Annotated in this window: 13 protein-coding genes and 1 pseudogene; 10 read left to right on the top strand and 4 right to left on the bottom strand. The window is 69.9% G+C overall.

Going from position 1 to position 15,323, the window contains the following annotated elements; genetic code table 11:
• The first annotated feature begins 72 nt into the window (after window positions 1–72).
• From AC3RX0_RS04830 to AC3RX0_RS04840, 3 genes and pseudogenes are all read left to right on the top strand, one after another.
• Window positions 73–1,053: an aldo/keto reductase gene (locus AC3RX0_RS04830; RefSeq protein WP_491505384.1), complete on the top strand. Its 981-nt coding sequence runs from the start codon at window positions 73–75 to the stop codon at window positions 1,051–1,053.
• Between the two features lie 2 nt (window positions 1,054–1,055).
• A complete protein-coding gene (locus AC3RX0_RS04835; RefSeq protein WP_491504793.1) occupies window positions 1,056–1,475 on the top strand; it encodes a nitroreductase/quinone reductase family protein in 420 nt (139 codons plus the stop codon).
• 251 nt (window positions 1,476–1,726) lie between these two features.
• A pseudogene (locus tag AC3RX0_RS04840) lies at window positions 1,727–1,861 on the top strand (zinc finger domain-containing protein); the annotation flags it as partial.
• Window positions 1,862–1,930: 69 nt separating this feature from the next.
• Here AC3RX0_RS04840 and AC3RX0_RS04845 read toward each other — a convergent pair.
• Together AC3RX0_RS04845 and AC3RX0_RS04850 are read right to left on the bottom strand one after the other, a co-directional pair.
• The gene (locus AC3RX0_RS04845) at window positions 1,931–3,058 is read right to left on the bottom strand and encodes a GNAT family N-acetyltransferase (protein WP_491504794.1); all 1,128 of its coding nucleotides are present in this window, start codon (window positions 3,056–3,058) and stop codon (window positions 1,931–1,933) included.
• Between the two features lie 11 nt (window positions 3,059–3,069).
• On the bottom strand, window positions 3,070–3,336 hold the full coding sequence (locus AC3RX0_RS04850; RefSeq protein WP_491504795.1) for a hypothetical protein: 267 nt from the start codon (window positions 3,334–3,336) through the stop codon (window positions 3,070–3,072).
• Window positions 3,337–3,807: 471 nt separating this feature from the next.
• Between AC3RX0_RS04850 and smc the strand changes: the two genes are divergently transcribed.
• From smc to AC3RX0_RS04865, 3 genes are all read left to right on the top strand, one after another.
• The gene (gene smc, locus AC3RX0_RS04855) at window positions 3,808–7,341 is read left to right on the top strand and encodes a chromosome segregation protein SMC (RefSeq protein WP_491504796.1); all 3,534 of its coding nucleotides are present in this window, start codon (window positions 3,808–3,810) and stop codon (window positions 7,339–7,341) included.
• An 82-nt stretch (window positions 7,342–7,423) separates the two neighbouring features.
• A complete protein-coding gene (gene ftsY, locus AC3RX0_RS04860) occupies window positions 7,424–8,293 on the top strand; it encodes a signal recognition particle-docking protein FtsY (protein ID WP_491504797.1) in 870 nt (289 codons plus the stop codon).
• Window positions 8,294–8,338: 45 nt separating this feature from the next.
• Complete coding sequence (locus AC3RX0_RS04865; protein ID WP_491504798.1) at window positions 8,339–8,839, top strand: DUF2004 domain-containing protein; 501 nt, start codon at window positions 8,339–8,341, stop codon at window positions 8,837–8,839.
• A gap of 22 nt (window positions 8,840–8,861) precedes the next feature.
• On the opposite strand, the gene lipA is transcribed toward AC3RX0_RS04865, so the two are convergent.
• Both lipA and lipB read right to left on the bottom strand, forming a co-directional pair.
• Window positions 8,862–9,857 carry a lipoyl synthase gene (gene lipA / locus AC3RX0_RS04870; RefSeq protein ID WP_491505385.1) on the bottom strand — a complete coding sequence of 332 codons (996 nt, stop codon included), beginning with the start codon at window positions 9,855–9,857 and terminating at the stop codon, window positions 8,862–8,864.
• On the bottom strand, window positions 9,857–10,495 hold the full coding sequence (gene lipB, locus AC3RX0_RS04875; RefSeq protein ID WP_491504799.1) for a lipoyl(octanoyl) transferase LipB: 639 nt from the start codon (window positions 10,493–10,495) through the stop codon (window positions 9,857–9,859). The genes lipA and lipB overlap by 1 nt, the downstream gene beginning before the upstream one ends.
• A 98-nt stretch (window positions 10,496–10,593) precedes the next feature.
• On the opposite strand from lipB, the gene AC3RX0_RS04880 reads away from it, so the two are divergent.
• The 4 genes from AC3RX0_RS04880 to AC3RX0_RS04895 all read left to right on the top strand — a co-directional run bounded on the left by AC3RX0_RS04880 (window position 10,594) and on the right by AC3RX0_RS04895 (window position 15,198).
• Window positions 10,594–11,571 carry a TetR family transcriptional regulator gene (locus tag AC3RX0_RS04880; protein ID WP_491504800.1) on the top strand — a complete coding sequence of 326 codons (978 nt, stop codon included), beginning with the start codon at window positions 10,594–10,596 and terminating at the stop codon, window positions 11,569–11,571.
• Between the two features lie 52 nt (window positions 11,572–11,623).
• Entirely contained in the window at window positions 11,624–13,171 is a 1,548-nt protein-coding gene (ffh, locus tag AC3RX0_RS04885; RefSeq protein ID WP_491504801.1) for a signal recognition particle protein, read from the top strand.
• 55 nt (window positions 13,172–13,226) lie between these two features.
• Window positions 13,227–13,886, top strand: coding sequence for a GntR family transcriptional regulator (locus AC3RX0_RS04890; protein WP_491504802.1), 660 nt, complete (start codon window positions 13,227–13,229; stop codon window positions 13,884–13,886).
• Window positions 13,887–14,013: 127 nt separating this feature from the next.
• The gene (locus tag AC3RX0_RS04895; RefSeq protein ID WP_491504803.1) at window positions 14,014–15,198 is read left to right on the top strand and encodes a branched-chain amino acid ABC transporter substrate-binding protein; all 1,185 of its coding nucleotides are present in this window, start codon (window positions 14,014–14,016) and stop codon (window positions 15,196–15,198) included.
• Window positions 15,199–15,323: the final 125 nt, after the last annotated feature.

Below are 15,323 nucleotides of genomic sequence, written 5' to 3' on the forward strand. Positions count from 1 at the left end.
GTTACCCCCCACGACAAGGACTCCCTCCCGCGGACGCGCCTGCCTAGCGTGGAAGACATGACTGAGAACACGATGGAATACAGGCACCTGGGACGCTCGGGGCTGCTGGTGAGCGCGGTCGGACTGGGCTGCATGAACTTCGGCGACGCGACTGCCGAGCCCGAGGCGTTCGAGATCATGGACCGGGCCATCGAGCTCGGCGTGAACTTCTTCGACACCGCCGACGTCTACGGCGGCCCGCAGACCCCGGACATGGAGAAGGGCTTCGGCACCAGCGAGGAGATCGTCGGCAGCTGGCTGAAGAAGTCCGGCCACCGCGACGACATCGTGCTCGCCACCAAGCTGTACCAGCCCATGGGCCTCGGGCCGAACGACCGCCGGCTCTCGGCCTACCACATCCGCCGCGCGGTCGACGCGAGCCTGCGCCGGCTGCAGACCGACCACATCGACGTCTACCAGATGCACCACGTCGACCGGGCCACCCCGTTCGAGGAGATCTGGCAGGCGATGGAACAGCTGGTCGCCGCGGGCAAGATCAGCTACGTCGGCTCGTCCAACTTCGCCGGCTGGGACGTCGCCACCGCGCAGCTGACCGCCCAGCACCGCGGCTCCTTCGGCCTGGTCTCGGAGCAGAGCCTGTACAACCTCACCAACCGGGCGATCGAGCAGGAGCTCGTCCCGGCCCTGGAGCACTTCGGGATCGGGCTGATCCCGTGGAGCCCGCTGGCGATGGGCGTCCTCGCTGGCCGCCCGAAGTCGGGGGAGAGGACCGAGCGGCGCGCGCTGCAGGGCGAGACGTACGAGGCGCTGTCCGACCAGCTCGACGCCTACGAGGCGCTGTGCGCGAAGCTCGGCCACAGCCCGGCCGCGGTCGCCCAGGCGTGGCTGCTGCACCAGCCGGTCGTGTCGACTCTGATCGCGGGCTCGCGGACCAAGGCGCAGCTGGAGGCCGCGGTCGACGCGCTGCGCGTGGAGCTCGACGAGGATGCACTGGCTGAGCTGGACCGCATCTGGCCGGGGCCGGGCGTCGCTCCGATGTCCTACGCCTGGTGACCATGGACGAGAGGACCAGCGCAGCCCTCGAGATCGCCCCGAACGCCCCGTCCCGGGACCACACCGTCGACATCACCACCTACGGGGCGTCGAGCGGCAGGGCCCGGCGGATCGAGATCTGGTTCCACCACGTCGACGGGCGCTGGTTCCTCTCCGGCAGCCCCGGCCGCCGCGACTGGTACGCCAACCTGCGCAAGGACCCTCGGATGATCGTGCACCTCAAGCACGGCGTGACGGCAGACCTGCCGGCCCGGGGCGCGCCGATCACCGACCCCGACGAGAAGCGCCGGGTCATCGCGCTGATCCTGCAGGGCCTGGAGGAGATGGACGGCTGGGCCAGCGCGTCGCCGGAGAACATCGACGCCTGGACGACGGGCAGCCCCTTGGTCGAGATCGTGTTCGACGAGAGCGAGACGGTGTAGCGTCATCGGCGTCTCGCAGACATCTCCTTCTCGAGACCTCCAAGGAGGGACACTGCTGTAGTCACGCGGGTGGTGTCTGACCACCCACAGCGTGTCCATTTAATGTCATGATGGTCGAGTGCTCATGTCCGACTGGGAAGAGCGCTGCTCGCCAGAAGATCGATCCATGCCCCGCCCAAACCGCCTCTCACCTGCGGAAACACGGCGATCTTCGACTCGTCGAGCATCAATGTCACAAACGTGTGGAGTGGGGCTACTTCGCGCACTCGCTGAACGCCTACGGGCGTTCCGGACTGCCGTGCGCCCGGTGCGGCCGCGCGATCACGCGGATGTCGTTCATGAACCGCTCCAGCCACTTCTGCCCGCGGTGCCAACGGCTGCGCTGACGCGACCGACGTTCCCTCGCGTCCGGGCGCGTCCTCGGACGCGAGGGAACGGATAGGCCAGAGAGACCGTCACGCCGGCAGCGTCCGCTTCCACGCGCCGTTGTACATGATCGGGACGAACCCCATGGCCTCGTTGATGTCGAGCATGGGCCGGTTCTCTTCGGCGTTGTAGGTCAGCACGCGCGGCGAGTCGGGCGCGACGTCGGCCCACGAGAGCAGACCGGCGCACTTCACCAGCATCCCGAGCCGGTGACCACGGTGCGACGCGAGCACCAGCGTGTCTTCCTGATGCGTCGCCTCGGTCCGGTCGTTGCCGACCACGAGCTCGTTGAACGCCACCAGGTCGCCCGTCTCGACGTGCTGCGCCGCGGTGACCTGCAGGGTCAGTCCGGCATCCACGTACTTGGCGTCGTGTTCGGCGACCCGCGCGGCGTCCCACACCTCTTCGTCGAACTCGATCCCCGCCGCCGGGGCGTCGGTGATCATCCGTGACTTCATCCAGCCGTAGCCGGCGACGAACTGGGGCGGGGTGGGCACCATCCACTGCACGATCCGGTAGCCGGTCGCCGCCTTCTGCGCGTCGGCCAGCAGCTCGCCCAGGCGCTGATGCGTCCGATCGTCCAACACGAGAGCGCTGTTGCGTTCGATCTGCTCCAGCGTGTAGCCGTGCGAGTGCAGGAACCGCGCGGCATGATCGTTCGGTACCGACCCGAATCCGGTCGGCGCCTCGAGACGGTCGCCGGGAGCGTCGGGGTGCGACGCCCATCCCTGCAGCACCGTGCGTCCGTTCGCGGCGGCCGTGGCGACGAGCAGCTCGTGCGCGGCTGACCCGATCCCGCGGCCCCACACGCGACGCAGAAGCTCGATGTTCAGGTAGGCGACCCGCGAGCCGACCTCGAGCGGCAGGTTCACCTGCGCCCGGCCGACCACCTCGTCGTCCGCCACGACGAGCCACATCAGCGTCCGCTCGTACTTCTGGTTCGTGTAGCGGGGCAGAAGCTCGGCGGGGCCGATGCGCTCGTCGTCGTGGCCGTTGATCTCGCGGTAGATCGCGTTGCGGGCCTCGATCATGGCGACGAAGTCCCCGGCGTCGGGGGCGTCCACCGAGACGGGGACGACGAGGCGCCGCAGTTCGACCCCGGCGGGGAGGTCCGGCATCCGGACCTCCGTGCCTTCGGTCGTCGTCAGGTTCTTCATGATTTCTCCGATCAGCGGTAGTGGGACAGCATCGCGGCCCGCGTGAGGGCTGCCTCTCGTTCGAGACGCGCGTACGTGTCTCGGGCGAGGGCCCGTCGGTCTCGCGCGCTGCGGTCGGCGCGGGCGTCGGCGCGTCGAGCGCCGGCCAGCAGCAGCCACAGGCCGAGCCGCAGGGCGATGCGGTCGGTGTAGGGAACATGGGTGTCGTGCGTGAGCTGTGCGTAGTCCTGGAGCCGTTGGTGCTCGTCGGACCGCACATCGGACAGCAAGGTATGCATGATCTGTGCTTTCGATGTCGATGGAACTGGGTGCGGGGCACCGGGGCCGCTGATGCGACCGGAGAGGCACGATGGGATGCTCGTGCGGGAGCCGTCAGAACGACGGGGCGACGCCGGCGAGTGCCGTGCGCGCGGAGGGCGGAGTCCTCGTCAGCGAGAAGGGCGGAGCGCTAGCCCGCGACAGGGAGGGAGACCGCGGAGCGGGTGGCCGCCGACATGGCGTCTGAACGCGAAATGCCTGCGAACGCGATTGGTTCGGTGATCATCATCATGGCGGCCTCCTTCCGGCTCGAATGTGCGAGCACCGACACTAGCGCGGCGGAAGACACCGCGTCAAGCGATTCTCCAGAAATCGCAGAACTCCGGGCGTGTCGCGCATCGAATCGGGGGCTGTGCGGCTCGCCGTTCCGGCGATCCGGTCCGCATCCGATAACGTGTTGCGGTGACCGGTAGGGGCGGGAAGGCGCGGGTATGCACCTGAAGAGCGTGACGCTCAAGGGGTTCAAGTCCTTTGCGCAGCCGACCACGTTCGCGCTGGAGCCCGGGGTCACCGCCATCGTCGGCCCGAACGGATCGGGCAAATCCAATGTCGTCGACGCCCTGGCCTGGGTGATGGGGGAGCAGGGCGCCAAGACCCTGCGCGGCGGCAAGATGGAAGACGTCATCTTCGCCGGTACGTCCACGCGCGGGCCGCTCGGTCGTGCCGAGGTGCAGCTGACGATCGACAACAGCGACGGCGCCCTGCCGATCGAGTACGCCGAGGTGACGATCAGCCGGATCCTGTTCCGCAATGGCGCGAGCGAGTATGCGATCAACGGCGAGCAGTGCCGGCTGCTGGACGTGCAGGAGCTGCTCAGCGACTCGGGACTCGGCCGCGAGATGCACGTGATCGTTGGGCAGGGGCGTCTGGACGCCGTGCTGCAGGCGACCCCCGAGGAGCGCCGCGGGTTCATCGAGGAGGCCGCGGGGATCCTCAAGCACCGCCGTCGCAAAGAGAAGACCGTTCGCAAGCTGCAGGCCATGGAGGCCAATCTCACCCGCCTGAGCGATCTGGCCGGCGAACTGCGGCGCCAGCTGAAGCCGCTGGGGCGCCAAGCCGAGATCGCGCGCGAGGCCGCGACGATCGCCGCGGTCGTCCGCGACGCGAAGGCACGGCTGTTCGCCGACGAGCTCGTGGGCCTGCGACGAGAGCTCGCCGCCGCCGCGCAGAACGAGCACGAGCGGCACGCCGAGAGGCTGGTGCTGCAAGACCGGGTCGAGAGCCTGCACGCGCGCATCGAGGAGCTCGAGTCCGATCAGCGTTCCGAAGCCGTCGACCGGGCGCGCGGCGTCGCATTCGGGCTGGAGCAGGTGCAGGAGCGTCTGCGCGGGCTGTACACGCTGGCGGGGCAGCGCCTGGCGCTGCTGGCCGACGACGACGATGCGCTCGCGCCGCAGCAGACCGTGACACAGGCGGCGATCGACGAAGTCCGCGCGGGCATCGACGAGATCGCGTCCGGATTGGGCGCTGCGCAGGATGCCGCGGCCGCGGCCGGCCGGGACGTGAGCCGCGCACGGGCCGAGCTGGACGCACTGGACGCCGACATCGCCGCGCAGAGCGCACTGGTCTCTGAGCACGACATGCGGATCACCGCCCTGCGCGGGACCGCCGAGGCCGCGGCATCCGCCCTCGCCGCGGTCGAGAAGGCGGTCGCGCGCCAGCAATCCGCATTGGATGCGGCCCTGACCAGGCGCGCCGAGGCCGAAGCCGCGTTCGCCGCGCTCGAGCCCCAGGAATCCGCCGACGCTGCGGCGGCCGAGCACGCCGCCGGCTACGAGCGCAGCCAGCGCGCGGTCGCCGACGGCGAGGCGGCGGTCGCCGAGCTGCGCGAGCGGCTGCACGCCGCCGAGCGCGAGAAGGACGCGCTCACCGCGCAGACGGCCGCCCTCTCGCGTGCCCTGGACGTGCGCAACGGCGCCGCGCAGCTGCTCGCCGAGGGAGGGGACGGCCTGCTCGGCCTCGTCGCCGACGCGGTCCAGGTCGAGCCGGGGTTCGAAGCCGCGATCGCCGGCGTTCTCGGTCCGCTCGCCGAGGGCGTGCTCGTGGACGGTGCCGCCGACGCCCTGGCCGCGGCCGGTGCGGCCCGATCGGGCGACTACGGCGTCGTCGACATCGCGATCGCCGGGGCCGCGGCATCCCACCCCACCCCGCCGATCGCGGGTCTGCGGGTGGCGCGCGACGTCGTGTCGGCGCCCGACGGCGTGCTGGGGCTGCTGCACGGCGTGTACATCGCCGACGATCTGGCCGGTGCGCTCGAGGCCGTCGCCGCAGCCGATCGCACGATCACCGTCGCGACGCGGGCGGGCGAGCTCGTGACGCCCTTCTCGGTGCGGGCGGGATCGGGGCAGGGACGCTCGCGCCTCGAGCTGTCGGCGGAACGGGATGCCGCAGCCGAGCAGCGCGAGCGCCTCGAGGTCGTCGTCGACTCGATGCGGGAGGCTCTGGCCGAGAAGGTCGCCGTCCACGACGCGGCCCGCACGCATGCCAAGGCCGCCCTCGAGGCGCTGCGTGCGCACGACGCCGCTCTGGCCTCGCAGGCCGAGACGGCGAACCGGGTGACCGTGCGCCATGAGGCGGCGGTCGCCGAATGCGAGCGACTCGAGGCGACGCTGCGCCAGGCGCAGGCGGCGGTCGACGATGCGAGGGACTCCGCTCGCGTGGCGCAGGAGCAGCTCGACGCCGCGCTCGAGGCGCCGCGTCCGATCCTCGACGCCTCGGCGCGCGATGGTCTGCTGCAGGAGCTCGACGACAGGCGTGACGGCGAGATGCGGGCACGCCTCGAAGTCGAGACGCTCAAGGAGCGGATCCGCGCCGAAGAGGCGCGCGCGGTGGGGCTCGAACGGCAGCGCGAGCGCGAGAAGGCGGCGGCCGAAGAGGCCGCGCGGCGCGCGGTGATCCGGCGTGCGCAGCGGGACGTCGCCGCCGGGGTCGCGGGCCGACTGCCCCCGCTGCTGGACTCGGTCGATCGGTCGGTCAGCCAGGCACGGGTGGAGCTGGCCGCGGCCGAGACCGCGCGGACGGCGCTGACCGCGGAGCTCGCCGAACTGCGCGCTCAGGAGTCGGCGGTGCGAGAACGCCTGGCCGGCCTGACCGAGAACGTGCACTCTCTCGAGCTGCAGATCCACGAGAAGCGGCTGCACGTGACGAGCCTGCTCGAACGGGTGCAGTCCGAGCTCGGTGTCGACGAAGATATTCTCGTTTCGGAATATGGACCGGATCAGCCGCTCCCGGCCGAGAGCGATGAGGACGACACGGATGCCTCTGCCGAGCCGCAGGCGTTCGACAGGGCCGCGCAGCGCAGGCGGCTCGCCGATGCCGAACGCAAGCTCGCTCAGCTCGGCCGGGTCAATCCGCTGGCGCTCGAGGAGTTCGAGGCGCTCGAGCAGCGGCACAGCTTCCTCACCGAGCAGCTCGCCGATCTGACGCAGACCCGCAAGGACCTGCTGACGATCATCGCGGAGCTCGACGAACGGATGCAGACGATCTTCCTCGCCGCGTTCGAAGACACCCGTATCGCATTCACCGAGGTCTTCCCGATCCTGTTCCCCGGCGGCACCGGCAGCATCACGCTGAACGATCCCGACAACCCGCTGACGACCGGCATCGAAGTCGCGGTGCGCCCGGTCGGCAAGAAGATCGAGCGGCTGTCGCTGCTGTCCGGCGGCGAGCGGTCGCTTGCGGCCGTCGCGCTGCTGACGGCGATCTTCAAGGCCCGGCCGAGCCCGTTCTACATCCTCGACGAGGTCGAGGCGGCGCTCGACGACGCGAACCTCGGACGGCTGCTCGGCGTGTTCGAGCAGCTGCGCGCCTCGAGTCAGCTGATCGTGATCACGCACCAGAAGCGCACGATGGAGATCGCCGACGCCCTTTACGGCGTCTCTATGCGCCAGGACGGCGTATCGGCCGTCGTCGGCCAGCGCGTCGGCGACCGCAAGGCGCGCGAGTCCGAGGCGGCCACGGCCTGACGGCGGCATCCGCACCCGCGTCTGCCGTCCCGTATGGTCGCTTCGCGCGGGGGCGGCGGGCGCCGCCCCGTAGGCTGGGGGCATGGCGGAGAAGTGGTCGTTGGGGCGCGCGCTGCGCGGGATGTTCGTCAAACCCACCATCGACGAGACGACATGGGACGACCTCGAGACGGCGCTGCTGACCGCCGACTTCGGCCCCGACATCACCGAGCGCATCGTCGACGACCTGAAAGACAAGGTCGAGCGGTTCCACACGACCGATCCCCGCGACCTGCAGCGGATGCTGAAGGAGACGCTCGAAGAGCACTTCGCGAAGTTCGACACCACGCTCAAGCTCACCGAGCGGCCCGCGGTCGTCCTCGTGGTCGGCGTCAACGGCGTCGGCAAGACGACCACGATCGGCAAGTTCGCGAAGTTCCTGCAGCGCTACGGGCGCTCCGTCGTCGTCGGGGCCGCCGACACGTTCCGCGCCGCCGCGGTCGACCAGCTCGCGACGTGGGCCGACCGCTCGGGCGCGGCGATCGTACGGCCGCAGCAAGAGGGCCAGGACCCGGCATCCGTCGCCTTCCAGACCATCGACTTCGCCAAGCGCACCGGCACCGAGATCGTGATCGTCGACACCGCCGGGCGCCTGCACACCAAGGGCGGGCTGATGGACGAGCTGACCAAGATCCGCCGTGTGATCGAGAAGCAGGCGCCCATCAGCGAAGTGCTGCTGGTGCTGGATGCCACGACCGGGCAGAACGGCGTCATGCAGGCCGAAGCGTTCCTCGAGCACGCCGGAGTGACCGGACTCGTGCTGACGAAGCTCGACGGATCGGCCAAGGGGGGCTTCGTGCTCGCGGTGCAGGAGCGCACCGGCATCCCCGTCAAACTGCTCGGGCAGGGCGAGGGCATCGGCGATCTCACGGGCTTCACGCCGCACGTGTTCGCGGCGTCCCTTGTAGAGTGACCGCGCGGGCTACCGCATCCGCGCCGAGTCTGCTTGCATAAGTTCATGGCGATCGAACACGACTACTTCGGACTGCTGGAATCCGGACCGGACGGTTCGATCTTCTGGTCCGAGACCGTCGAACTGGGTGATCAGGCGGTGACGGTCGATCTGACCGCGCCGGACGAAGACGATGTCTCGCAGGCGGCCCTCGACGTCGCCGCCGGCATGATCGCGTCGCTCGAGGCGATCGATCGCACCGCCCGCAATGCGATGGTCTCGGAACTCGACGATCGCACGAGCGAGGTCATCGAGTTCATCCTGCAGCAGCAGGAGACGCTCGGCGACACGCTCGAGGACCACCTCGTCGACATCTCCGGCGACGCGCACATCGACATCATCCGTTCGCTGCGCCTGATCAGCCTCACGATCCTCGCCGACGAGCACGGCGGCACCGATCCGTTCGCAGTGCTCGAATACGGGCTCGACCCCGACGAGACCGACGACGTGCTGCTGGTGAACCTCAACACCGACGGCGACGTGCAGTCGGTGACCAGCGCCGACTGACGCCGCCGTCGCGGCGCGGGTGTCACACGGCCTGGGCGAACCCCCGCTCGACGTGCACGTCGGCCGCGATGTGCGAGAGGTGGGCGGGGATGTCGCGGCCCCTCGAGATCATCGACTGGGCCCACAGGCGGCCCGCGCGGTACGACGAGCGCACCAGGGGGCCGGCCAGAACGCCGAGGAAGCCGATGCGCTCGGCCTCTTCTTTGAACTCGACGAACTCGTCGGGCTTGACCCAGCGGTCCACGGGATGGTGCCGCGGGGTGGGTCGCAGGTACTGCGTGATCGTGATGATGTCGCACCCTGCCTCGTGCAGGTCCTCCAGCGCCTGCACGACCTCTTCGGGCTCTTCGCCCATGCCGAGGATCAGGTTGGACTTCGTGATGAGGCCGGCGTTGCGCGCCTGGGTAAGAACGTCGAGCGAGCGCTCGTACCGGAACGCGGGGCGGATGCGCTTGAAGATGCGCGGCACCGTCTCGAGGTTGTGCGCGAACACCTCGGGGCGCGCATCGAAGATCTGCCCGAGCAGGGCCGGGTCTCCGTTGTGCTCGTTGGCGAGCAGCTCGACCCCGGTGTTCGGGTTCTTCTCGTGGATCTGCCGCACCGTCTCGGCGTTCAGCCACGCGCCCGTGTCGGGAAGGTCGTCGCGGGCGACGCTCGTGATGGTCGCATAGCGCAGGCCCATCCGCTGCACGCTCTCGGCCACGCGGCGCGGCTCGTCGGTGTCGTAGTCGGCGGGCTTGCCCGTGTCGATCTGACAGAAGTCGCAGCGCCTGGTGCACTGCGACCCGCCGATGAGGAAGGTCGCCTCACGGTCCTCCCAGCACTCGAAGATGTTGGGGCAGCCCGCCTCCTGGCACACCGTGTGCAGGCCTTCGTCCTTCACGAGATGCTGCAGCTCGGTGTACTGCGGGCCCATCTTCGCCTTGGTCTTGATCCACTCGGGCTTGCGCTCGATCGGCGTCTGGGCGTTGCGGACCTCGAGCCGCAGCAGCCTGCGCCCGTCGGGATGGGCCGCGATCATGCCGCCACCGCCGCGTGCTCGGCCTGGAAGACCCGCACCACGGAGTCGAGGATGTCGGCGGGGGAGACGTCGCGCCCGACGACCTCGCTGACCGTCGTGACCCCGGCATCCGTGATCCCGCACGGGATGATGCCGCGGAACCCGGCCAGCGTGTTGTCGCAGTTGATCGCGAACCCGTGCATCGTCACGCCCTTCTCGACCCTGACACCGATCGCCGCGACCTTGTCCTCCGACAGCGGGCGGCGCACCCAGACCCCGCTGCGGCCGGCGACCTGGTAGCCGTTCACCCCGTGCTCGCCGAGCGCCGCGATGAGCAGGCGCTCGATGCGGCGCACGTGCTCGACCACGTCCATCGGCTCGGGCAGCCGTACGATCGGGTAGCCGACGAGCTGACCCGGGCCGTGCCAGGTGATCTTGCCGCCGCGGTCGACGTCGATCACGGGCGTGCCGTCCTGGGGGCGCTCGTGCGGTTCGGTGCGCTTGCCGGCGGTGTACACCGCCTCGTGCTCGAGCACGATCATGGTGTCGGGCCGGGTGCCCGCGACGACCTCGTCGTGGATGCGGCGCTGCAGCGCCCACCCGTCCAGGTAGGGCACGAAATCGGGTCCGAGGCCCGCATTCAGGATCTCGAGCATGATGCTCCCTTGCTCCCACAGTATTGATGAACGGGATCCAACAATACCCGACAGACGCGCGTGGTCGACGGCGACGCGGCGCCCCGTAGGGTGGGGACATGGGTGAGGCACGGGCCGGCCGGCCGAAGGCGTCGTCGCGCGAGACACTCGCCGAAGCCGCCTGCGAGCTGTTCCTCGAGCGCGGCTATGCGGCGACGTCGGTCAACGACATCGCGGCCCGCGCCGGCGTCAGCAGGTCGAGCTTCTTCAACTACTTCTCGTCGAAGGCCGACATCCTGTGGGACGGGCTGGACGAGCGACTGCGGGATGCCACGGCCCGCCTGGACGACGCCGGCCAGGTCGACGCCGTCCTGTCGCACGCATTGGCCGGCTTCGCGCCCGACAGCCTGGCGCTGGCAATCGTCAACGCCGAGGCGATGGGGATCGGGGCGGAGCTCGCGCGCGAGGCGTCGCTGCGCCGCGCGCGGATCGCCGACGCCGTCGCCCGGCGCCTGGAGCGCGACGGCGTCGAGCCGATGCGCGCCGAGATCGCCGGCGCGACGTACGCGGCCGCGGTGCTCTCGGCGGTGTGGGCCTGGGCGCACCAGGGGGCGGGCCGCGCACCGCTGGAGCCGACGATGGCGCGCGCCCTGGCCATGGTGCCCGACATCGTGCCCGGGATCGCGCCGGAAGGGCGGGTCGCGCAGCTGCGCGTGGTCGTGCAGGCCGACGACCTGGACGCTGCCCTCGCCGTGTACCGGGACGCGCTCGGCCTCGTGGAACAGGAGTCGTACGCCGGCGACGAGGGCGCTCGTGTCGTGATCCTCGGCGCCGGCAGAGCCACGCTCGAACTGTCGAATCCGGCGCAGGTGCGCTTCATCGACCGCGTCGAGACCGGCGGCGTGACGAGCCCGCACATCCGTCTCGCGTTCGAGGTGGCCGACGCCGTCCGCGAGACCGAGCGGCTGGCGGACGCCGGGGTCGAGGTGCTGGCCTCCGCTCGTGAGACGCCGTGGCGGTCGCTGAACGCGCGCCTGGCGGGCCCGGCCGACCTGCAGCTCACGCTCTTCCAGGAGCTCGGCCCCGCCGACGGGTGACGATCGGCGCGCGGCCGGGACGCGGCATCCACTCACGTAGAATCGGGGGATCATGGCTACTTTCGGCACGCTCTCCGACCGGCTCACCGAGACCTTCCGGAATCTCCGCACCAAGGGCAAGCTCTCGCCCGCCGACGTGGACGGCACCGTCCGCGAGATCCGGCGCGCCCTGCTGGATGCCGACGTCGCGCTCACGGTGGTCAAGGAGTTCACCGCGAAGGTGCGCGAGCGCGCCCTGTCGGACGAGGTCAATCGCGCGCTGAACCCGGCGCAGCAGGTCGTGCAGATCGTCAACGAAGAGCTCGTCGCGATCCTCGGTGGCGTGCAGCGCCGGCTGCAGTTCGCCAAGAACCCGCCGACGGTGATCATGCTCGCGGGGCTGCAGGGCTCGGGCAAGACGACGTTCGCGGGCAAGCTTGCGAAGATGCTCGAGAAGGACGGCCACACGCCGCTGCTGGTGGCCGCCGACCTGCAGCGTCCGAACGCCGTGAACCAGCTGCAGGTCGTCGCCCAGCAGGCCGGCGCCGCGATCTACGCTCCCGAGCCGGGCAACGGCGTCGGCGACCCGGTGCGCGTCTCGCGCGACGGCGTCGAGCACGCGCGGCGCGCCCAGCACGACGTCGTGATCATCGACACCGCGGGGCGCCTGGGTGTCGACGCCGAGCTCATGCAGCAGGCGGCCGACATCCGCAGGGCCACCGACCCCGATGAGGTGCTGTTCGTCATCGACGCGATGATCGGTCAGGATGCCGTGAACACGGCCAAGGCCTTCCAGGACGGAGTGGACTTCACCGGCGTGGTGCTCTCCAAGCTCGACGGCGACGCACGCGGCGGCGCCGCGCTGTCGGTGGCCTCGGTCACCGGGCGCCCGATCATCTTCGCGTCCACGGGCGAAGGGCTCGACGACGTCGAGCCGTTCCACCCGGATCGGATGGCCAGCCGGATCCTCGATCTCGGCGACATCCTCACCCTCATCGAGCAGGCGCAGCAGGCGTTCGACGAAGAAGAGGCGCGCAAAGTCGCCGAGAAGCTCGCGACCGAGCAGTTCACGCTCGAGGACTTCCTCGACCAGATGCAGCAGATGCGCAAGATGGGCTCGATGAAGAAGATGCTCGGCATGCTGCCGGGCATGGGCCAGATGAAGCAGCAGCTTGACGACTTCGACGAGCGCGAGATCGACCGCACCGAGGCGATCATCCGGTCGATGACGCCCGGTGAACGGCGCAACACGAAGATCCTCAACGGCTCGCGGCGGCTGCGCATCGCGCGCGGATCGGGCATGACCGTCACCGACGTGAACCAGCTCGTGCAGCGCTTCGAGCAGGCTGCCAAGATGATGAAGACCGTCGCGCGCGGGGGAGTGCCTAACATCCCCGGCATGGGGTCGATGGGCAAGCCGGGGGCTTCGAGCAAGCGCGGCAAGCAGCAGAAGAAGAAGGGGTCGCGCTCGGGTAATCCCGCCAAGCGCGCGGCCGAGAACGCGGGTCTTGCCGCCCCCTCGAACACGACGCCGACCGGGTCGGGATTCGGCCTGGGCGGCGCGAAGGGGCCTGGTGAGCCCGACATGGCGGACATCCAGAAGCTCCTCGGCAAGCGCTGACCGCGCCGCGCACCGTAAGATGTCACGTACTACGTGACACGGGGAGGTGAGCGCGGTGAGTTCGAGCGGGGTCTTCGAGGTGGTCAGCCTGCGTGAGCAGGTCGAGCGCACGCTGTCAGCCAGGATCGTCAGCGGCGAGTTCGCCGCCGGGACCGTGCTGACGGTGCCGACGCTCGCGGGGGAGTTCGGCGTCAGCGCGACGCCCGTGCGCGAAGCGATGCTCAACCTCGCCCGGCGCGGGTTCCTGACCCCCATCCGCAATCGCGGCTTCCGGGTCACCGATGTCTCGCCCGACGAGCTCGCCGCCCTCGGCGAGGTGCGCGTGCTGCTCGAGGCGCCGCCGATGCGATGGCTGGCCGGGCATCTGTCCGCGCCCGTGGTCGACCAGCTCTCCGGCTTCGCCGATCGCATCGTCGAGGCCGCCGAGAAGGGGCGGTTCGAGGACTATCTCGAGGCCGACACCGACTTCCACCTCACCTTGCTCGAGCAGACCGGCAACGCACACCTGGTGCGGCTGGTGCGCGAGCTGCGGCAGCAGACCCGGTTGGTGGGCCTGGTCAGCCTCGCCGACTCCGACGCGCTCGTGACGACCTCGCTGGAGCACGCCCAACTCATCGCACTGCTTGTCGCGGGGCGCGGTGAGGATGCCGAGCAGCTCATGCGGCGGCACATCGGGCACGTCACGGGTGTGTGGAGCGGGCGCGACGAGGGCTGATCGTTTCCCGATCGTGATGAGCGCGACTTGTGGTGGCGGATCAGTCGAGTAGCATGGCTCTGGTTGCTGCGTGATATGTCACGCACTACTGTGCAGTCAAGCAATGTCGCTGACAAGGAGTGTTCTCATGCCACACGGTTCTCGACGCGCCACGCGTCTTCTGCAGATCGCTGCCGCGGCAGCGCTCGTGCTCGCCACCGCGGGCTGCTCGAGCGGGCTCGCCGGCGGGGGTGACAAGGCCGCCGCCGACAAGGGGCCGATCAAGCTCGGCATGATCGCGCCGTTCTCCGGCAGCGAGTCCGCGTTCGGCGACTACATGAAGAACGGCGCGCAGCTCGCGATCAACGAGCTCAACGCCGACGGCGGGATCGACGGCCGCAAGCTGCAGCTCGTCGTCGAGGACGGCGCGTGCGATGCGACCACCGCCGTGGCCGCCGCCAACAAGCTCGTCACCGAGGGCGTCTCGGTCTCGGTCGGCGGGTACTGCTCGGGCTCGACGCTGCCGACCCTGCCGATCTTCGACTCCGCCAAGATCCCGATGGTGATCCCCGCGGCAAACTCCAACAAGCTCGTCGACGCGAAGCTGCCCGGGGTCTTCCTGATCAACGGCACCGGCACCCAGCAGGCGCAGGCCGCGGTCAAGTACGCGCAGAAGTCGGGCATCAAGACCGTCGCCACGGTGGATGACTCGACCGCGTACTCGGTCGACCTCTCGAAGTCGTTCGCCGACCAGGCGAAGCAGGCCGGCCTGGCCGTGCAGTTCACCTCCACCGTGACCCCGGGCGAGAGCGACTACTCAGCGGTCGCCACGCAGCTGGCCAAGCAGCAGCCCGCCATGGTCTACTGGACCGGCTATTACCAGGAGGGCGGCCTGATCGTCCGTCAGGCGACCGACGCCGGGTTCAAGGGGCTGTTCCTCGTCGGCGACGGATCGGTGGACGCGAAGTTCGCCCAGATCGCCGGCAAGGGCTACACCGACAAGGTGCTCGGCACGTTCACGCAGACGCCCGACATGCTCACCGGCGCCGACACCTGGATCGCCGACTATAAGAAGCTCGCGGGCGCCGAGCCCGGCCCGTACTCGACGCAGTCGTACGACGCCGTGCGCGTGGCCGCGCAGGCGATCAAGGATGCCGGGAGCACCGACTTCGACAAGGTCGTGGCCGGGCTGAAGGGCCTGAAGGACTTCAAGACGTTCGCCGGCCCGCTGACGTTCACCGATCAGGGCACGCGCACCAGCGGCGGGTTCGTGATCGTGAAGATCGACCCGGCATCGGGCAACTTCGTGCTCGCGGACGACCTGCAGGGCTGATCCGCCTCGGCGGAGCGCCCGCGCGAGCGCGCGGCCGCTCCGCCCCGACGGAGTGCGGTGGAACGGAGACCCGCCCATGATGCAACTTCTCTGGAACGGCCTGATCGTCGGCTCGTTCTATGCCC

The organism is Microbacterium sp. W1-4-2 (assembly GCF_058349885.2).